Below are 17,433 nucleotides of genomic sequence, written 5' to 3' on the forward strand. Positions count from 1 at the left end.
GGCGAACGGGTGACACCGAGCAGGTCAGAGCCAGGAGCCGGACAGACCGTTTCACGATCCGGAAACGGTCCGGACTCGGTTGCCGAAAGCGGACTCGGCGAGTCAGTGAACTCAGCCGGGCGACAAGGTGAACGGCGGTCCGGAAACTGTCCATCCGTTGTCGATGACCGGTTTTCCGAGCACTTCGGCACCCACCTGCTGGCTCCGGGTAACCGGAACACCCAGGGTAGAAGCGGTACTCGTCCGCGCCGCCGCGATGTCCGCCGCCGAGAGTTCGCCGTGGAACCGGTTCGTGCGCTCGGCGGTCGACTGGCTCGTCGCGGCCAGCGAGTGCACCGGGCCGAGGTCGCCGGACACACTGTGCCGCTCGGTCGACTCCAGCCGCGCCACGTCGAGCTTGCCGGTGAACTGGCCGAGCAAGCTCTCGTCGGAGTTCGCGACCACCGAGCCCGCCGGGCCGAGGTCGATGGCGTCGGCGGAGGTGCGTTCAAAGCGGGTGCCGCTCATCAGATCGCCGGAGAACCGGCCGGCCAGACCGGTCTCGGTGCCGGTCTTGCTGCTGGAAAGCGCGTCGACGCCGTGCGGCAGCTGGACGCCGTGCCGCATCGACTGGTCCAGACCGGCCACGTGCGCACCGTCGAACGGCTGCGTGTGGTGCACATCGAGGTCGTTGCCGGTGAACGCGCGACCCGGCTCGCCAAGCCGCAAGTCGTGGGTCTGGGACTGGCCGGCGGTGTTCGAGCCAAGCGTCTGGCGCAGGTTCGACGCGGCGGACGCGGGCAGGTCACGCGTCGCCATCGTCTCGTCGCGGGTGAACTGCAGGTCGGAGGAGGAACCGTGCTGGTGCAGGTCGAGCGGCAGTCCCCCGCGCGGGGTGTCCGCCAGCGCCGCGGCCGGGCCGGCGAGCAACAGAGCGAGGGGCGCCGCACCGGCGGCCATCCGGGGCAGATATCCGGGCGTCCGCTTGGTGTGCTTGCCCATGCGCCGGACCATACTGCGCCACCAGGGCGAACGCAGCTGAAAAACGGGTAGCTTCACCCACATGACCACCACTTCTGTGATCACCGGAGCCACCGCGGGCATCGGCGCGGAATTCGCGCGCCGGCTCGCCGCCGAGAAGCACGACCTCGTCCTGGTCGCCCGCGACGAGGAACGGCTGACCGCGCTGGCCGAGCAGCTGCGCGCGCAGCACGGCGTCGAGGTGACCGTGCTGTCCGCCGATCTGTCCGAAGTGGACGGCCGCAAGCGGGTCGCCGAGCTGCTCGAAACCCGGCCGGTCGACCTGCTGGTCAACAACGCGGGCTTCGGGCTGAGCGGCGAGTTCTGGGAGATCCCGGCCGAGGACCTGCAGCGCCAGCTCGACGTGAACGTGACCGCCGTGCTGCAGCTGAGCCGGGCGGCGCTGCCGGGCATGGTCGAACGCGGACGCGGCGACGTGATCAACGTCAGCAGCGTCGCTGGCTTCTTCTCGGGACGCGGCTCGACCTATACCGCCAGCAAGAACTGGGTCACGTCGTTCACCGAGGGCATCGCGATGTCGCTGCCGAAGGGCGTGCGGATGATGGCGCTGTGTCCCGGCTTCACCTACACCGAGTTCCACGAGCGCGCCGGTCTGCAGCGGGAGGGGCCGAAGGCGCTGTGGCTCGACGTGGCGCAGGTCGTCGACGAAGCCCTCGCTGACCTGCGGCGCGGCAAGGTGATTTCGGTGCCGAGCCTGCAGTACAAAGCCCTGGTCGGGATCGGCGGACTGCTGCCGAGGCCGGTGCTGCGCAAGCTCGCCGGAGGTTTGGGCAACCGCCGCCGCACCTGAGGGGGTAGGGAAAGCCCTACCCCGTCCCGGCGTGTGTGCCCCAGGGTGTTTCCCCCCGTAAACCCATAGCGTTTTCCCCATGGCGACTGGGGAAGCGGTGCGGCTCGAATCCGTCCGCAAGGAATACGGCCGGGTCACGGCACTGGACGGGGTGAGCCTGTCGTTCCCGCGCGGCGGGTTCACCGCGGTGATGGGCCCCTCGGGCTCGGGCAAGAGCACGTTCCTGCACTGCGCGGCCGGGCTCGACCGGCCGACCAGCGGTTCGGTGCTGCTCGACGACCAGGAGCTGGGCAAGCTCTCCGAGACCCAGCTGACGAAGCTGCGCCGGGACAAGATCGGGTTCGTCTTCCAGGCGTTCAACCTGCTGCCCGCGCTGACCGTCGAGCAGAACGTCGTGCTGCCGCTGCGGCTGGCCGGGCGTCGTCCGGACCGCCGCCGCGTCGCCGAGATGCTCGGGCACGTCGGGCTGAGCGACCGGCGCAAGCACCTGCCGGGCCAGCTGTCCGGCGGCCAGCAGCAGCGGGTGGCGATCGCTCGCGCGCTGGTCAGCCGTCCGGCGGTGCTGTTCGCCGACGAGCCGACCGGCGCGCTCGACACGCGGACCGCGGGCGAAATCCTTGGCCTGCTGTCGGAATCGGTGCGCGGCGGGCTGACCGTCGTGATGGTGACGCACGATCCCGTCGCGGCTTCCTATGCCGACCGGGTTGTCTTCCTCGCTGACGGCCGGGTCGCCGGCGAGCTGCTCCGCCCGACCGCCGCGGCGGTCGCGGAACGCATGACCCACCTCGGCGCCTGGGCCGACCGGATGCCGGTGGGCGGCTTCTGATGTTCAGTCTTGCCTTGCGTACCTTGCGTTTTCGCACCGGCGGGTTCATCGCCGCGTTCGTGGCCGCGTTCCTCGGCGCGGTGATCGTGTCCGCCTGCGCCGGTCTGATGGAGACCGGGATCCGGTCCGCGACCCCGCCGCATCGGCTGGCCTGGGCGTCGGCGGTCGTTGCCGGACAACAGAATTTCGATCTCCGGAAGAATTCCGAGAAGCCCAAGACGCAGTCGGTCACGCTGCCGGAACGGGTCCGGCTGGACCGGTCGATGGCGGACACGATCCGCGCGACGCCCGGTGTGTCCACTGTGGTCGGCGAGGTGAATTTCCCGGTATCGCTGGGCAAGCAGCCTCTCGTCGCGCACGGCTGGGAGTCCGCTCGGCTGTCCGGGCCTGCGCCGCGTGCCGACGAAGTGGTGCTGCCTGCGGCTAGTGGCGTCGCAGTTGGATCCACTGTGGACATTGCTGTGCAGGGGTCGATGCGCCAATACCGCGTCGCTCAGGTCAGTGATCGTCCTGACGTGTTCTTCGCCGACAGCGTGGCCGACCAGCTCTCCGGCCACCCTGGCAAGGTCGACTATTTCGGGGTCGTCACTGACAATCCCGCCGCTTTGGAGCTGGGTTCGGGCGTTTCCGTGCTGACTGGGGATGAGCGCGGACTCGCCGAATTCCCGGAGGCACAAGCGAGCGGCGGCCGGCTGATCCCGTTGTCCGGTGTCGCGGGCGGCCTGTCCCTTTCGGTCGCCGTGTTCGTCATCGCGAGCACGTTGATGCTGTCGGTGCGCCAGCGGCAGCGGGAGTTGGCTCTGCTGCGCGCGATCGGCACGACCCCGCGTCAGTTGCGTCGCATGGTTCTCGGCGAAGCGCTGGTCATCGGCGTGCTCGCGACCGGGGCCGCGGCGGCGCTGGGCCCGGTGTTCGGCGGGTGGCTGTTCGGGCAGTTCACCTCGGGCGGGTTCATTTCGCCCGCCGTGCGGTTCCACCAGGGCTGGATCCCGATGATCATCGCGGCGGGCGCGACCCTGCTCGCCGTCGGGATTTCCGCGCTGGTGGCCGGATTCCGGGTCGGCCGCATCCGGCCGACCGAGGCGCTCGCCGAGGCCTCCGTGCCGCGCGGCTGGCTGACCCCGCTGCGGCTGATCTTCGCCATCCTGTGCTTCGGCGGCGGGACCGCGCTGGCCATCGTCACGCTCGCGGTGATGACGGGACCCATCGCGGCGAGCACCGCGGGTCCGGCGGTGATGCTGTGGGCGATCGGCGTCGCGATGATCAGCCCGGGCGTCACGAAGCTGACCGCGATCCTGTTGCAGGGCCCGATGCGCCTGTTCAGCGGCGTCACCGGCTGGCTGGCGATCACCAACACGCGCAACGCGGCCACCCGGGTGGCCGGCGCGGTCACGCCGATCATGCTCGCCGTCGGCATCGCGACCGCCAACATCTACCTGCAGACCACGACCACCGCCGCTTCCGCGCAGTCCTTCGCCGCGGACCTCCGTGCCGACGCGATCGTCGCGGGTCCCACCGGGATTTCTCCCGAGGCGATCGACCGGATCCGGCACGCGGACGGCGTCGCGGCGGTCTCGCCGTACGTCACCAGCCGCGCGTTCATCACCGCGCCGTTCGACGAGAACCAGACCAAGAAGGGCTACCCGGCGCTCGGCCTCACTGACGCGACGACCAACGCCGCGACGGTCGTGCGCGGCAACCTCGCCGACCTCACCGGCGAGACGGTCGCGCTGCCGGACACCGCCGAGGTGTCCCGGTCCGTCGGCGATTCCGTCACGCTCCGTCTCGGCGACGGGACCGACCGGACCCTTCGCGTCGTCGCGATCGTGCACCAGCGGGCCGAGGCCGAACAGCTCCTGCTGCCCGCCGATCTGCTCGCCGGGCACACCACGTCCGGTCTGGCCCGGCAGGTGCTCGTCCGCGCCGCGCCCGGCGTCGACCAGACCCGGCTGACCCAGAGCCTGACCGCCGCGACCGCCGGTCTCCCGGTGTCCGTCGGCGACCGGAGCACGCTGGCCGCCGCGAACGCCAAGAACGACGAGACCGGCGCGTGGGTGAACTACCTGCTGGTCGGCATGATCGTCGGCTACACGGTGATCTCCGTGGTGAACACCCTGGTCATGGCGACCTCGCGACGGCGGAGGGAGTTCGGCCTGCAGCGGCTCGGCGGCTTCACCCGCGGCCAGGTGCTGCGGATGGCCGCGGGCGAAGGCGGCCTGATCGCCGCGATCGGCATCCTGCTGGGCACCGTGGTGTCGGCGGGCGCGATCGTGCCGTTCTGTCTCGTCGCGACCGGCCGGGTGTTGCCGGACGGGCCGATCTCCATCTACCTGGTGATCGTCGCGACCGCGATCGTGCTCGCCCTGGCCGCCGCGGTCCTCCCGGCTTGGGTGGCGACCCGGACCCGTCCGGTGACGGCCGTCGCGACCGGGGAGTGACGCGCGGAAGTTGTCGGTGGCGTGTGTAAGACTCTCGGCCGTGGCGTACCCCGGGTTGGATCAAACTGCGAAGCTCGAACTGGCCAGGCTGGTCAGCGAACTGGCCGTCGTGCACGGCAAAGTCACCTTGTCCTCGGGCAAGGAAGCCGACTACTACGTCGACCTCCGGCGGGCGACGCTGCAGCACGCGGCCGCCCCGCTGATCGGCAAGCTGCTGCGGCAGCTCACCGCTGACTGGGACTACGTCGCGACCGGCGGGCTCACCCTCGGCGCGGATCCGGTGGCGCTGGCGATGCTGCACTCGGCGGCGGCCGAGGGCGTCGTGCTCGACGCGTTCGTCGTCCGCAAGGCGATCAAGGAACACGGGATGCAGCGCCGGATCGAGGGCGTGGAGGTGCGCGGGCAGCGGGTGCTGGCCGTCGAGGACACCTCCACCACCGGCGGCAGCGTCCTCACCGCGGTCGAGGCGCTGCGCGAAGGCGGGGCCACCGTGGTCGGCGTCGCGACGGTCGTCGACCGCGACACCGGCGCGCGCGAGGCCATCGAGAAGGCCGGGCTCGAGTACCGGTACCTGCTGAGCAAGGACGACCTCGGGCTCAACTGAGGCTTCAACCGAGCGGGAGTGAGCACAGTCACTCACAATGCGTGCGTGACGAATGCCCGCCACGCGGTGTCCCCCTGACGGAAGGGGGTGCCGTGACCACGACCAGTGTCCCGCTCGACGACGCCACGCTCGTCGGCCGCGCGCGAGACGGCGACGTACGCGCGTACGAACAGCTCGTGCAGCGATATCAGGGCCCGATGTTTCGGCTCGCCCTGAAAATGCTGCACCACCGCGGCGACGCCGAGGACGTAGTGCAAGAAGCGTTCCTCGGCGCGTGGCGGAAGCTGGCGCAGCTGAACGACGACAAGGCGTTCGTCGGCTGGCTGTACCGCGGAACGACCAACCGCTGCCTCAACGTGATCCGGGCGCGCCGTCCGCAGGCCGACGTCGACCTCGACCTGGCCGAATCGCCGCGCCGCGACACTCAGCCCGAGCACGCGGTGCAGGTCAGCGGCCAGCTCGCCGCGCTCGACGAGGCGCTTCAGACGCTGACGCCGCAGCAGCGCGCGTGCTGGCTGTTGCGTGAGGTGCACGGCCGGTCGTACGACGAGATCAGCGAGATCGTCGGCGCGAACCCCACCGCGGTCCGGGGCCGGATCGCCCGGGCCCGTGCGCAGCTGGCGGAGGTGATGAAGCCGTGGAGGTGAACCAGGACTACGGATTGCCGTGCGGCCGGGAACTGGAGCGGCTCTGGGAGAACCTGGACGAGGTCGACGAGCACCAGCGCGACTGCGTCCACTGCCGCACCGCGCGGGAAAGCCTGCTGGCCCTGCGCGCGGCGACGCAGGAGCTGATCGACGAGCCCGACCCGACCCCGCCGGACCTGGTGGGCCGGATCATGTCGGCCGTCCGCGCCGAGGTGCGTCGCGGCCAGATGCTGGACCTTCCCGCCGCCGAACCGGGCTCGGTCGAAGTGAGCGAGCAAGCCGTCGCGGTCGTGCTCCGCTACGCCGCCGACTCCGCCGGCAACGTCCGCGCCCGCCGCGTACGGGTGCGAAAGGTCGGCGTCGATCCCTCTGGCGCGGCGCAGGTCGAGGTCGAACTCACCCTCACGACGCGCCTGGGGAACACCAGCGGCGCTGACACGTTGGCCCGCGTACGAGAACTGGTGTCGGCTGCCGCGACCTCGCGAGTGGGTATTTCGTTGGTCAGCCTGGATCTGCTGGTGGAAGACGTGTACGAGGACGGGGAATGACCGCCGAATACGTGATCGCCGCCCCGGTGATCGCGAGTGTCGCCGCCCGGGCGGCCGCCGAAACCGCCGGAGTCGTGCGCCTGGAGCCCGGCCTGCTCGGCTTGGCGACCGCCTGGGCCCGCGAAGCCCGGCAACGCTGGAAGGGGCTGGAACCGGCTCCCGCGGACGGCGTCCGGGTCCGCACCCACGAGGACCGCGTGACCGTCGAGGTCGACGTGGTCATCTCGGGCGCGGACCAAGCCGCCGCCGTGGGCCGTGCGGTGCAGCTCGCGGTGTTCCGGGAAGTCCTCGCGCAGACCGGTCGTTCCGTGGACGCCGTCCGAGTGTCCATTTTGGACATCGAAGTGGGGCAGCGGTGACCGATCCGCGTTCGCTGGCCGGAAGACTCGCCGACGCCCTGTCCGCCGTCGACGGCCTTCGCCCCGCGACGAGCGCGGCCGCGGAAATCGGCTGGCTCCCGACCGATCCGGCTGGCGGGTCGGTGGATTTGACCCCGGAGTCAGTGGAGGTTCGGGTGGTGGCGCTGCGATTGCCACTGCCGCCCTTGCTGTCGGCCGCCGAGGCGCGGGTGCGCGAACTGCTCGAGGGGACGGAGTGGGCGGACGCGCGCATTCGCCTGGTGGTGACGGACATCGACGGAGCGGCGTTCACTGGCTGAACGCTCCCTGCCCGTTTCGGTACCCTGGCATTCGAGCCAGGGGGGCGCATGATCCGGATCCAGGTGACCAACAAGGACGACAAGCCCAGGACCTGGAACGTCGAACCCTATGGCGACGAAGTCGTTCTCGGCGTTGACGACGTGCTCTCGATCGAGTTCGCGCAGCTCGTTGAGGTGACCTTCGACGTGACTCTTTATCCCGACTCTGAGGTCGTCTGGACGATGGAGGGCTCGAACGGCGATCCCCTGCTGCCCGACGACCTCAAGCTCAACGCGGTCACCCTCTGGCCGGGCTTCGGCGGCGCGGGCACGCCGGGCTAACTGCGCCGGTTCCTTCTTCCCGCGTTTGTCAACCGCGTTTCTCACTCGCTTTCTCCGACGATTAGCACTCCGCCCGCGTGCACGGAACGGAGTCATTTACGCCGCGTTGGGTCCCTCGTGGCGAGTATCGCGACGACTCTCCTACCCGGAGTGATCCCTCCGTTACCTGCCGGGTGAACACGTTGCTCCGGTGGGTCGAACATCACACGAGGTCCCCCGATTTCCCGCTCCTGGTGCGAGTAATCGGAGTAACGTCGCTGGTAGGTGCACTGGAAGGGGGCGAAGGTGGACACGACGGTCGCGCACGTTCTCGCCGACGTAACCGTGGCGGTGCACATCCTGGCCCTGCTCTTCATCGGCTTCGGCGGATTCCTTGCCTGGCGGTGGCCGAAAGTCATTTTCGGGCACATTTTCTTCGCAGTATGGGGCGTGCTCGTCAATGTCACCCCCATTCCGTGCCCGCTCACCGCGCTGGAGGATTTCTTCCGGCATCAGCAGGGGCTAGGCGACCTGCCCGGCGGATTCAACGCCTACTACCTCTACGGGACGGTCATCCCGCGCTCGCTGCTGCCGGTGGTGGTCGCAGTGGCGCTAGCGGTGCTGGTGATCTCGTACCTGGGGGCGTATCTGCGCTGGCGACACCGCCACGACGACAGTCCGGCGCACGGCGTCAGCCTCGGCTGAGCGAGAATCGTCCTTCGTGACGACGGAACAACCCGAAGCGGGCCCCACCGAGTGGGTGAACCGCGAGGAGGTCGGCGTCGGTCCGTGGCCGGGCACCTGGCCAGCCGACCCGCGCTACGACCCCGAACTCCTGACCAACGGCGACCGCCGCAACGTGGTCGACGCGTACCGCTACTGGCGCCGCGAAGCAATCGTGTCCGATGTGGACACCCGACGGCACCCGTTCCACGTCGCGATCGAGAACTTCCAGCACGACCACAACATCGGCACGGTCGTCCGCACCGCGAACGCCTTCGCCGCCGCGGAGGTCCACATAGTCGGCCGCCGCCGCTGGAACCGCCGGGGTGCGATGGTGACGGACCGCTACCAGCACCTCCGCCACCACGAGGACGTCGCGACCTTGCTGGAATTCGCCACCGCCGAGGGCTTGACGGTGGTAGCCGTGGACAACACGCCCGGCTCCGAGCCGGTGGAGACTGCCGAGCTGCCGCGCAAGTGCCTGCTGCTGTTCGGCCAGGAAGGCCCCGGCCTGTCCGAAGCCGCCCAGTCGGACTCAGCGAAAGTCGTGTCCATCGCCCAGTTCGGCACAACGAGGTCAATCAACGCAGGCGTCGCGGCGGGGATTGTGATGCACGCGTGGGTTCGGCAGCACGCGGACCTGTCCCAAGCCTGGTGACCCGCGCCGCCTCGCCCCCGACGGGGTGTCTCGTGAGTGGCTGCGCCGGTTAGAACCGGTATAGCCACTCACGAGAACCCAGACTTGGCTCTGGCTGCGCGATTGACCTGAAGCAGTTCGAGCGCACGCTGGCAGCGCGCTCCGTTCTCTTGACTCCCGCCCGGCTAGCGCGGCTGACCACATGGCAGTCAGCCGCTGCGACCGGTTCGCTGGTCCCCCTCGACACGGCACTCGCTGCATAGCTCTCGAGCGATCGGCGTGGCAAGGCTGCAGGACTCTCGAGCGATCGGCGCGGCAATTGGTTGGCCAACGGCAATAGCGGCGGTGGCTGCTCGGGCGGCCCGGCGGATCCCCCGAGTTGTTCCGCGGTCGGCAAACGCCGTGGAGAGGCAAGTTTTCCGCAGCGCAGGCAGAATCGGCCTATGACCGCCGATCCATCCGAGCCCGCTAAACCCGCCGATTCCGCTGCGAGCAGCGATGCGACCGGTCCTGCCCAGCGCGCGGCCGATCCCGCAGCGCGAGCCGGAACGGCGGACCCTGCCGAAGGCATGACCGGCCCCACAGTGCGGGCCGCAGCGGCGGACCCGGCCGAGGGCGCGACCGGCCCCGCAGTGCGGGCTGCGGCGGTCGATCACGGCGAGAGCGAGGCCGATTCCGCAGTGCGTGCCGCAGCGGCCGACCCCGGCGAAGGCACGACCGATCCCGCAGCGCGAGCCGCAGCGGCTGAGCGGGCCGTATGTGCCAGGCACGTCCGTCGGCTGTGGGCTCTGCCCGGCACCGCTCTCGGCCGCAGTGGGTGGCCGCCTACCTTGGGGCAGCGGGTCCACTGGCACTGGAACTACTGGTGGCAGGCCCATCTCCTCGACAGCCTCGTCGACGCGCAGCTGCGTGAACCGACCGAAGACCGGGCACGGCTGATCAATCGGTTCGTCACGACGGTGCACCGGCGGAACTTCGGCTCCTGGGTCAACGACTATTACGACGACATAGCCTGGCTAGGGCTCGCGTTGCAACGAGTACGCCGACTATCCACAGTGGACGAAACGACCGTGGGCGAAGCGATCGGGGCCATCGACAAACGGCTGCATGAAGGCTGGACCGAAGACCTTGGCGGGGGAATCTGGTGGCGGCGGGGCGACTCCTTCAAGAATACCCCGGCAAACGGCCCGGCTGCTATCTTTCACGCTCGTGTGGGTGATCAAGAACGCGCCCGCGCCATGACGCAATGGCTCACCGACACGTTGGTAGACCCCGAAACCGGCCTCGTCTGGGACGGGATAAGGGCGGACACCGGCGAACTGGTCAAGCATATTTTCTCGTACTGCCAAGGGGTTTACCTCGGCGCGTGCCTCGAGCAGGAACAGTGGGAAGATGCGGCCCGCACCATCCGGGCGGTCGAACAACACGGAGCACCCGACGGCATCCTCCCCGGTTCGGAGGGCGGCGACGGCGGCCTCTTCTCGGCGATTTTGGCTCGCTACCTGGCACTTGCGGCGAAAACTCTCCCCAAGCCGGAAGCGGAGACGGCCAGGAAGCTGGTCCAGAAGTCGGCCGAAGCGTGCTGGAACGGGGCAACGCAAGAGAAAACCGGTCCACGCTTCAGCGCGGAGTGGGCACAGCCAGCGAAGAATCCGCCAAGCCGGGCGGAAAAAGACTTGTCTGTCCAAATTGGAGGATGGATGTTGCTGGAGGCGGCCGCAACGCTATAAAGATCAGCACCCGCAAGAAGCGCGGTGCAAAAACCGAGGCGCGAGACGGACGGACTCCGGCCGACGCTCCGGCTCCCGGCAGCGCGCCAGCAGCAACTGCACCGCCCGGCGGCCGATCTCCGAGATCGGTTGCGCCATCGTCGTCACGCCAGGCGAAACCGTGCGCGCCCAGTCCATATCACCGTAACCGACGACCGCCAGCTCCGACCCGATCCGGATTCCGCGCCGGTGTGCTTCCCACTGCACCCCGATCAGCATTGCCTCGCCAGCGACGACCAAAGCTGTGGGCGAGGGCCAGCCGTCCAGAAGCTTCGCGGCGGCCCGGGCCGCGCCGCCGGCGGTGGATTGGCCGGAGGCGACCAGTTCCGGGTGGTAGCGCAGGCCCGCACGGCCTAGGCCAAGGCGATAGCCAAGGGCGCGTTCTTCGCTGACGGTGGTCCCCTCGGTCCCGGTGATCAGCGCGATCCGCCGATGCCGTCGCGAGGCCAGGTGCTCGACCAGCGCGGACATGGCCTGGAAGTTCTCCGACCCGACCTGGTCGACGTCGTTGCGGCCGGCGATCCGGTCCACCAGCACGGTGGGCACGCCGGTTCGCACGAGCCCGTTCACGACAGCCTCGTCACCGGGGGCGGGCACCAGCAGCACGCCGTCGACGCGGTCCGCCTGCAGGGCGCGCAGCACTTCGGCTTCCTCGCGCGGGCAGTCGCTGGTGTCGGCCAGCAGCAGGTCGCAACCCGCCCGCGCGGCAGCGCCGCGGATCGCACGCAGCAGCTGGTCGTGGTACGGGCTGGCGTGCCTCCCCAATGCCACCCCGAACCGATGGGTGACCGGCAGGTCCCAGTGGGAGACCTCCGGCGCCAGAACGGTCATTTCTCATGGCCCTCGTCGTAGATACCTACCCAACAGTAACCACTGTCGGGCCGCACTGGAGAGGGTCCGAGACGATCGGGTCCCGAGAATCACTGAAGTGAGTGAACGAAGCACGTGCTTGGTTACGCCGGGCAGTCAAGGCCGGCGGCTACGAGCACCCGCAGGAAGCCCGGTGCCGCAAAGTCGGCGGCAACCGCACAGTCTCGGCGGGCCGTCCGGGATCCGCCAGTCGAGCCAGCAGCAACTGGACCGCGCGGCGGCCGATCTCGTCGATCGGCTGGGCCATGGTCGTCAGCGGCGGGTCCACGAGATCGGCCCATTCGACGTCGTCGTACACCACCACCGGCAGGTCCTGGCCGATCCGCAACCCCCGCCGCCGCGCCTCGTGCAGGACGCCGACCATCATGCTGTCGTTGGCCACCACCAAGGCCGAAGGTGGTTCCGGCAGCGCCAGCAGCGTGCTCAACGCCAGGCCGCCACCGTCGCGAGAGGACTGTCCGCACGCCACCAGGTCCGGCGACCAGCTCAGCCCCGAGCGGCCGAGGCCGAGCCGGTAGCCCAGCACGCGTTCGTCGCTCGTCGTGAGACCGGGCGCGCCGGAGATCATGCCGATCCGGCGATGGCCCAGCGACGCCAGATGCGCGGTCAACGCCGAGGTCGCCTGGATGTTCTCCGCGCCGACCTGGTCGATGTCGGTCCGCGTGGTCAGCCGGTCCATCAGCACGGTCGGCACGTCGAGCGACACCAGTTCGCCGAGCACCGATCCGTCGCCGGGCGCGGGCGTGATCAGCAGGCCGTCGACCCGCCGGGACCGCAGCGCGCGCACGACGTCCCGCTCGGTGCCCGCGGTGTCGTGCGTGTCCGCCAGCAGCACGGTGTATCCGTTTGCCGACGCCTCCCGCTCGATCGCGTGCATCAGCGCCGCGAAGTACGGGTTCGCGACCAGCGAGATCGCCATCCCGATCGACCGCGTACCCCCAGTGACCAGCGAGCGCGCGATCGCGTCGCCGGTGTAGCCGGTGGTCTCGATCGCCCGCAGCACCGCGGCTTTCGTCTCCTCGGCCACCGCCCGCGTGCCGTTGACGACGTGGGACACCGTCGTGATCGACACGCCCGCCATTTCGGCGATGTCGCGCTGGGTCGGGCGGGCGGAGCGGGGTCGCGGCATGTCTGTCCTTCATCGAGAGAGCTCAACCAGAAGCGTTGGCAAGCGTTTGCGCAAACGCTTGCGTCATGGCATGAGTCTGTCTACCTTCCCGTCCATCGGCAAGCTCGCACCTCGATTCGGAGGGCATCCCCATGAGACACCGGAGTCTCACCGCACTCGCCTTGGCGGCCGCTGTCGCGGTCTCCACCGCCGGGTGCACCGTCGAACGCCACTGGGGCGGCAGCTCCAAAACCGGCGGGAGCGGCAAGGCCAAGGTCGGCCTCGTCACGAAGACCGACACCAACCCGTACTTCGTCGAACTGCGCAACGCCGCGTCCGCCGCGGCGAAGGCCAACGGCGCCGACTTCAGTGCGCTCGCCGGGCAGTTCGACGGCGACAACGACGGTCAGGTGCGCGCCATCGAGAACCTGATGCAGCAGGGCGTCAACACCATCCTGATCACCCCGAGCTCGTCGACCGGCGTGCTCAAGGCCATCAAGGACGCTCGCGACGCGGGCATCCTGGTGATCGCCCTCGACACCGCCACTGAACCGTCGGACGCGGTCGACGCCACCTTCGCCACCGACAACTTCGCGGCAGGCGAGCAGCAGGGCGCGTACGTCAAGGCGGCGCTGAAGGGCACCGATCCCAAGCTCCTGATGGTCGACGGCACCGCAGGCGCTTCGGTCGACACTCAGCGGCACGGTGGGTTCCTCAAGGGCATCGGGCTCAAGGACGGCGCGCCGGAGATCAAGGGGCACGCCAACGCCAACGGCGACCAGAGCCTCGCCCAGCAAGGCATGGAGAACCTCCTCCAGCGCACCACCGACCTCAACGCGGTCTACACGATGAACGAGCCGATGGGCCGCGGCGCGTACGCGGCGCTGAAGGCGCGTGGGCTCAACGGACAGCTCACCGTCGGCTCGATCGACGGCGGCTGCGAGGGCGTGCAGAACGTCAAGAACGGCCAGTTCGCCGTCACCGTGATGCAGTTCCCGCGGAAGATGGCCGAGCAGGGCGTGCTCGCGGCGGTCGAGTACGCGAAGACCGGGAAGAAGCCGGGCGGCTTCGTCAACACCGGTTCGACGGTGATCACCGACCACCCGATGCCGGGCGTCCCGAGCAAGGACACCGCGTGGGGCCTGCAGAACTGCTGGGGAGGCGGGAAATGACGAGCGCGACGGTCAACAACCGCGAGCGCGAGACGCTCGGCGAGTTCTTCCTGCGCGCCCCGGCGGTCGGCCCGGCGCTGGCGCTGGTCGTGGCGGTCGTGGTGTTTTCCTTTGCCACGGACACCTTTTTCGACCTGGACAATCTGTCCACAGTGGTCCAGCAGTCGCTGGTGGTCGGCACGCTCGCGCTCGGCCAGACGCTGATCATCCTGATCGCGGGCATCGACCTTTCCAACGCGTCGTCGATGGTCGTGGCGACGCTGGTGATGGCGAAGCTGGCCGCAGTAACGAACGTTTTCTTCGCGCTGCTGGCCGGAGTCGCGCTGACTGTCGTCGTCGGCCTGTTCATCGGCACCCTGGCGACGCGGATCAAGCTGCCCGCCTTCATCATCACGCTCGGCACGTTCACCGGCCTGACCGCGGTGGCGAAGCTGATCGCGGGCGGCCAGGCGGTTCCGGTGTCCGACGGCCTGCTCACCTGGCTCGGCACGAAGCGGTACCTCTTCGGCGGCATCCCGATCACCTACGGCATGACGCTCGCGCTGCTCATGTTCCTCGCCGTCTGGTACGCGCTCACGAAAACCGCGTGGGGCAAGCACGTTTACGCCGTCGGCAACGCGCCGGAGTCCGCGCGGCTGTCCGGGATCAAGGTCAACCGCACCGTGCTGTCGGTCTATCTGGTCGCCGGGCTGTGCTTCGGCATCGCCGCGTGGCAGGCGCTCGGCCGCACGCCGAACGCCGACCCGAACCAGTTCCAGCTCGGCAACCTCGATTCGATCACCGCCGTGGTGCTCGGCGGCACGAGCCTGTTCGGCGGCCGCGGTTCGGTGCTGGGCACGCTGTTCGGCGCGCTGGTCGTGGCGGTGCTGCGCTCGGGACTGACGCAGATGGGCGTGGACGGCAACTACCAGGACCTGGCGACCGGCGCGCTGCTGATCGCCGCGGTGGTCGTGGACCGGATCGCACGGAGGCAGCAGCAGTCATGACTACCACGCAGCAGCCGACTCTTTCCGCGCGCGGCCTGGTGAAGCGCTACGGCCGGGTCACCGCCATCGACGGCGCCGATTTCGACCTCTACCCCGGCGAAGTGCTCGCCGTGGTCGGCGACAACGGGGCCGGAAAGTCCAGTCTCATCAAGGCATTGTCCGGCGCGGTGGTGCCGGACGCCGGAGAGATCAAAGTGGACGGCAAGACGGTCCACTTCAAGTCCCCGTTGGACGCCCGGCACTTCGGAATCGAGACGGTGTACCAGGACCTGGCGGTCGCGCCGGCGCTGGACATCGCGTCGAACATGTTCCTGGGCCGGGAAAAGCGGCTGAAGGGACCGTTCGGGATCGGGTTGCGCAAGCTCGACAGCGCGACCATGCGCACCGAAGCGCAGCGGATCCTGGACGACCTCGGCATCAAGGTCAAATCCATTACCCAGCTGGTGGAAACGCTCTCCGGCGGGCAGCGGCAAGGCGTCGCGGTGGCGCGCGCGGCGGCGTTCGGCACCAAAGCGGTGATCATGGACGAGCCGACGGCCGCGCTGGGCGTCGCGGAATCCGCGAAGGTGCTGGAGCTGATCGGCCGGATCCGCGACCGCGGCCTGCCGGTGGTGCTGATCAGCCACAACATGCCGCACGTCTTCGAAATCGCCGACCGGATCCACGTGCACCGGCTCGGCAAGCGCGTCGCCGTGGTGACGCCGAAGTCGCACAGCATGAACCAGGTCGTCGGCCTGCTCACCGGTGCGCTGAAGCTCGAAGACAACGGCGAAGTCGTCGAGGTCGCGTCCACCACGCACGCCGGGTTGACCTGACGTGCGAGTGCTGCTGGCGGGGTTGTGCACCGTCGATGTCGTGCAACGGGTCGCGGAATTTCCGGAGCCGAGCGAGAAAGTGCAGTCGCTGCAGGTGGATGTCGCGGCCGGTGGGCCCGCGACGAACGCCGCGGTGACCGTCTCGGCGCTCGGTGGCGAAGCGACCCTCGTGACGGCTCTCGGTACACACCCGCTGGCCGCACTCGCGCGCGCTGACCTCGAAGCCTGCGGCGTCGACCTGGTCGATCTCGCTCCAGAACGCACGCAGGCACCGCCGGTCAGCGCGGTCGTGGTGCGGGACGGCGATGGCGAACGCACCGTCGTCTCCCGCAACGCCGCCGCCGACGAACCGCTGGAACTGCCTGACCTCGCACCGATTTTCGACGGCGTGGCAGCCGTCCTCGTCGACGGGCACCACCCCGAGCTAGCGCTTGCTGTCGCCCGGGAGGCCCGCACCCGCGAGATCCCGGTAATCCTCGACGCGGGCAGCTGGAAACCGGTACTGGACCAGTTGCTGCCACTGGTCCGCGTGGCAGCCTGTTCAGCGCGGTTCCGTGCTCCCGCACCGAGTTTGGCCGAACGCGGAGTGTCAGTGACGATCACGACGGCGGGCCCGGAGCCGGTCGCCTGGAGCACTACGGAAGACTCTGGGCAGGTCCCCGTGCCGCTCGTCGAAGCGCGGGACACCCTGGGGGCCGGAGACGTGTGGCACGGCGCGCTCGCGTACGCCGTGGCGAACCGGGACAGCGTCGTCCCCGACTGGATCGGATACGCGAACGCGGTGGCCGCGGAACGCGTCCGGCACGTGGGTCCGCGCTCGTGGACCGGGCCGGTCGGAGAACTGGCGAAGAGCAGAGAAGAGGGAGTGCGATGACGGCGTTCGAGGACCTCCTGGCGCGGGCCGAAAAGCTGGCCAAACCGCGGGAACGGCACGTGCTCGGCATCATCGGCGCGCCCGCCTCCGGAAAGACCACGCTGGCCTGGGCGATCGCCAACGCGCTCGGTTCGCGCGCCGCGGTCGTCGGGATGGACGGCTTCCACCTGGCCCAGGTCGAACTGCAGCGGCTCGGCCGCACCGACCGCAAGGGCGCGCCGGACACCTTCGACGCGGCCGGCTACGTGCAGCTGATCCGCCGGCTCGCCGAAGGCCGCGAGACGGTCTACGCGCCGGAGTTCCGCCGCGAGATCGAGGAGCCGATCGCCGGCGCCGTCCCGGTCGCGCCCGAGGTGCAGCTGGTCATCACCGAGGGCAACTACCTGCTGCTCCCGGACGACCCGTGGAGCGGCGTGCGGCAGTACCTCACCGAGGCGTGGTTCCTCGCCCCGGACGAGCCGGAGCGGATCGAGCGGCTGGTGTCCCGGCACCGGCGCTACGGCCGTTCGCTGGTCGAGGCCCGCCAGCGCGCGCTCGGCTCCGACCAGCGCAACGCGGACCTGATCGCGAACACCCGCGACCGCGCCGACCTGGTGCTCGAGAACCTGCCGCTGACGAATTTCGCCCTCTGAGCGGGCTCTGAGCAGG

General features: G+C 69.5%; 20 protein-coding genes. 17 read left to right on the forward strand and 3 right to left on the reverse strand.

Annotated elements, in window-relative coordinates:
• Window positions 1–111: 111 nt before the first annotated feature.
• Window positions 112–981, reverse strand: a complete 870-nt coding sequence (locus ABZX37_RS17955; protein WP_354740736.1) for a hypothetical protein — start codon at window positions 979–981, stop codon at window positions 112–114.
• A gap of 61 nt (window positions 982–1,042) precedes the next feature.
• Here ABZX37_RS17955 and ABZX37_RS17960 point away from each other — a divergent pair, with 61 nt between their 5' ends.
• The 12 genes from ABZX37_RS17960 to ABZX37_RS18015 all read left to right on the forward strand — a co-directional run bounded on the left by ABZX37_RS17960 (window position 1,043) and on the right by ABZX37_RS18015 (window position 10,921).
• Window positions 1,043–1,810, forward strand: coding sequence for an SDR family oxidoreductase (locus tag ABZX37_RS17960; protein ID WP_354740738.1), 768 nt, complete (start codon window positions 1,043–1,045; stop codon window positions 1,808–1,810).
• Between the two features lie 79 nt (window positions 1,811–1,889).
• Complete coding sequence (locus ABZX37_RS17965; protein ID WP_354740740.1) at window positions 1,890–2,636, forward strand: ABC transporter ATP-binding protein; 747 nt, start codon at window positions 1,890–1,892, stop codon at window positions 2,634–2,636.
• The gene (locus tag ABZX37_RS17970; RefSeq protein ID WP_354740742.1) at window positions 2,636–5,074 is read left to right on the forward strand and encodes an FtsX-like permease family protein; all 2,439 of its coding nucleotides are present in this window, start codon (window positions 2,636–2,638) and stop codon (window positions 5,072–5,074) included. The genes ABZX37_RS17965 and ABZX37_RS17970 overlap by 1 nt, the downstream gene beginning before the upstream one ends.
• Window positions 5,075–5,114: 40 nt before the next feature.
• The gene (pyrE, locus tag ABZX37_RS17975; RefSeq protein WP_354740744.1) at window positions 5,115–5,678 is read left to right on the forward strand and encodes an orotate phosphoribosyltransferase; all 564 of its coding nucleotides are present in this window, start codon (window positions 5,115–5,117) and stop codon (window positions 5,676–5,678) included.
• Window positions 5,679–5,770: 92 nt separating this feature from the next.
• Window positions 5,771–6,325, forward strand: coding sequence for a sigma-70 family RNA polymerase sigma factor (locus ABZX37_RS17980; RefSeq protein ID WP_354740746.1), 555 nt, complete (start codon window positions 5,771–5,773; stop codon window positions 6,323–6,325).
• Window positions 6,316–6,873: an Asp23/Gls24 family envelope stress response protein gene (locus tag ABZX37_RS17985; RefSeq protein WP_354740748.1), complete on the forward strand. Its 558-nt coding sequence runs from the start codon at window positions 6,316–6,318 to the stop codon at window positions 6,871–6,873. Before ABZX37_RS17980 ends, ABZX37_RS17985 begins: the two co-directional genes overlap by 10 nt.
• Complete coding sequence (locus tag ABZX37_RS17990; RefSeq protein WP_354740750.1) at window positions 6,870–7,232, forward strand: Asp23/Gls24 family envelope stress response protein; 363 nt, start codon at window positions 6,870–6,872, stop codon at window positions 7,230–7,232. The genes ABZX37_RS17985 and ABZX37_RS17990 overlap by 4 nt, the downstream gene beginning before the upstream one ends.
• Entirely contained in the window at window positions 7,229–7,531 is a 303-nt protein-coding gene (locus ABZX37_RS17995) for a hypothetical protein (RefSeq protein ID WP_354740752.1), read from the forward strand. The genes ABZX37_RS17990 and ABZX37_RS17995 overlap by 4 nt, the downstream gene beginning before the upstream one ends.
• 48 nt (window positions 7,532–7,579) lie before the next feature.
• Window positions 7,580–7,852 carry a hypothetical protein gene (locus ABZX37_RS18000; RefSeq protein WP_354740754.1) on the forward strand — a complete coding sequence of 91 codons (273 nt, stop codon included), beginning with the start codon at window positions 7,580–7,582 and terminating at the stop codon, window positions 7,850–7,852.
• 285 nt (window positions 7,853–8,137) lie between these two features.
• On the forward strand, window positions 8,138–8,536 hold the full coding sequence (locus ABZX37_RS18005) for a DUF2784 domain-containing protein (RefSeq protein ID WP_354740756.1): 399 nt from the start codon (window positions 8,138–8,140) through the stop codon (window positions 8,534–8,536).
• Window positions 8,537–8,552: 16 nt separating this feature from the next.
• Complete coding sequence (locus ABZX37_RS18010) at window positions 8,553–9,212, forward strand: RNA methyltransferase (protein WP_354740758.1); 660 nt, start codon at window positions 8,553–8,555, stop codon at window positions 9,210–9,212.
• 659 nt (window positions 9,213–9,871) lie between these two features.
• Window positions 9,872–10,921, forward strand: a complete 1,050-nt coding sequence (locus ABZX37_RS18015) for a glycoside hydrolase family 76 protein (protein ID WP_354740898.1) — start codon at window positions 9,872–9,874, stop codon at window positions 10,919–10,921.
• Between the two features lie 3 nt (window positions 10,922–10,924).
• On the opposite strand, the gene ABZX37_RS18020 is transcribed toward ABZX37_RS18015, so the two are convergent.
• Both ABZX37_RS18020 and ABZX37_RS18025 read right to left on the reverse strand, forming a co-directional pair.
• The gene (locus ABZX37_RS18020; RefSeq protein WP_354740760.1) at window positions 10,925–11,791 is read right to left on the reverse strand and encodes a substrate-binding domain-containing protein; all 867 of its coding nucleotides are present in this window, start codon (window positions 11,789–11,791) and stop codon (window positions 10,925–10,927) included.
• Window positions 11,792–11,939: 148 nt separating this feature from the next.
• Window positions 11,940–12,959 (reverse strand): LacI family DNA-binding transcriptional regulator, encoded by a 1,020-nt coding sequence (locus tag ABZX37_RS18025; RefSeq protein ID WP_354740761.1) that lies wholly within the window; start codon window positions 12,957–12,959, stop codon window positions 11,940–11,942.
• A gap of 131 nt (window positions 12,960–13,090) precedes the next feature.
• Here ABZX37_RS18025 and ABZX37_RS18030 point away from each other — a divergent pair, with 131 nt between their 5' ends.
• The 5 genes from ABZX37_RS18030 to ABZX37_RS18050 are packed head-to-tail and all read left to right on the forward strand — an operon-like array spanning window position 13,091 to window position 17,417.
• Window positions 13,091–14,110, forward strand: a complete 1,020-nt coding sequence (locus ABZX37_RS18030) for a substrate-binding domain-containing protein (protein ID WP_354740762.1) — start codon at window positions 13,091–13,093, stop codon at window positions 14,108–14,110.
• Window positions 14,107–15,096, forward strand: coding sequence for an ABC transporter permease (locus ABZX37_RS18035; protein ID WP_354740764.1), 990 nt, complete (start codon window positions 14,107–14,109; stop codon window positions 15,094–15,096). The genes ABZX37_RS18030 and ABZX37_RS18035 overlap by 4 nt, the downstream gene beginning before the upstream one ends.
• Window positions 15,093–15,911: an ATP-binding cassette domain-containing protein gene (locus ABZX37_RS18040; RefSeq protein WP_354740766.1), complete on the forward strand. Its 819-nt coding sequence runs from the start codon at window positions 15,093–15,095 to the stop codon at window positions 15,909–15,911. The genes ABZX37_RS18035 and ABZX37_RS18040 overlap by 4 nt, the downstream gene beginning before the upstream one ends.
• A gap of 7 nt (window positions 15,912–15,918) precedes the next feature.
• Entirely contained in the window at window positions 15,919–16,785 is an 867-nt protein-coding gene (locus ABZX37_RS18045; protein ID WP_354740900.1) for a PfkB family carbohydrate kinase, read from the forward strand.
• On the forward strand, window positions 16,782–17,417 hold the full coding sequence (locus ABZX37_RS18050) for a nucleoside/nucleotide kinase family protein (RefSeq protein ID WP_116201184.1): 636 nt from the start codon (window positions 16,782–16,784) through the stop codon (window positions 17,415–17,417). The genes ABZX37_RS18045 and ABZX37_RS18050 overlap by 4 nt, the downstream gene beginning before the upstream one ends.
• Window positions 17,418–17,433: the final 16 nt, after the last annotated feature.

The sequence above is a fragment of the Amycolatopsis sp. NPDC004079 genome, assembly GCF_040610415.1.
Taxonomy (GTDB): Bacteria; Actinomycetota; Actinomycetes; order Mycobacteriales; family Pseudonocardiaceae; genus Amycolatopsis; species Amycolatopsis halotolerans.

Coding starts and splice junctions, on each gene's coding strand:
- ABZX37_RS18035 (WP_354740764.1), top strand. CDS start 14,107: ATGACGAGCGCGACGGTCAACAACCGCGAGCGCGAGACGCTCGGCGAG.
- ABZX37_RS18030 (WP_354740762.1), top strand. CDS start 13,091: ATGAGACACCGGAGTCTCACCGCACTCGCCTTGGCGGCCGCTGTCGCG.
- ABZX37_RS18040 (WP_354740766.1), top strand. CDS start 15,093: ATGACTACCACGCAGCAGCCGACTCTTTCCGCGCGCGGCCTGGTGAAG.
- ABZX37_RS17955 (WP_354740736.1), bottom strand. CDS start 981: ATGGGCAAGCACACCAAGCGGACGCCCGGATATCTGCCCCGGATGGCC.
- ABZX37_RS18025 (WP_354740761.1), bottom strand. CDS start 12,959: ATGCCGCGACCCCGCTCCGCCCGCCCGACCCAGCGCGACATCGCCGAA.
- ABZX37_RS17990 (WP_354740750.1), top strand. CDS start 6,870: ATGACCGCCGAATACGTGATCGCCGCCCCGGTGATCGCGAGTGTCGCC.
- ABZX37_RS18020 (WP_354740760.1), bottom strand. CDS start 11,791: ATGACCGTTCTGGCGCCGGAGGTCTCCCACTGGGACCTGCCGGTCACC.
- ABZX37_RS17970 (WP_354740742.1), top strand. CDS start 2,636: ATGTTCAGTCTTGCCTTGCGTACCTTGCGTTTTCGCACCGGCGGGTTC.
- ABZX37_RS17960 (WP_354740738.1), top strand. CDS start 1,043: ATGACCACCACTTCTGTGATCACCGGAGCCACCGCGGGCATCGGCGCG.
- ABZX37_RS17965 (WP_354740740.1), top strand. CDS start 1,890: ATGGCGACTGGGGAAGCGGTGCGGCTCGAATCCGTCCGCAAGGAATAC.
- ABZX37_RS18000 (WP_354740754.1), top strand. CDS start 7,580: ATGATCCGGATCCAGGTGACCAACAAGGACGACAAGCCCAGGACCTGG.
- ABZX37_RS18050 (WP_116201184.1), top strand. CDS start 16,782: ATGACGGCGTTCGAGGACCTCCTGGCGCGGGCCGAAAAGCTGGCCAAA.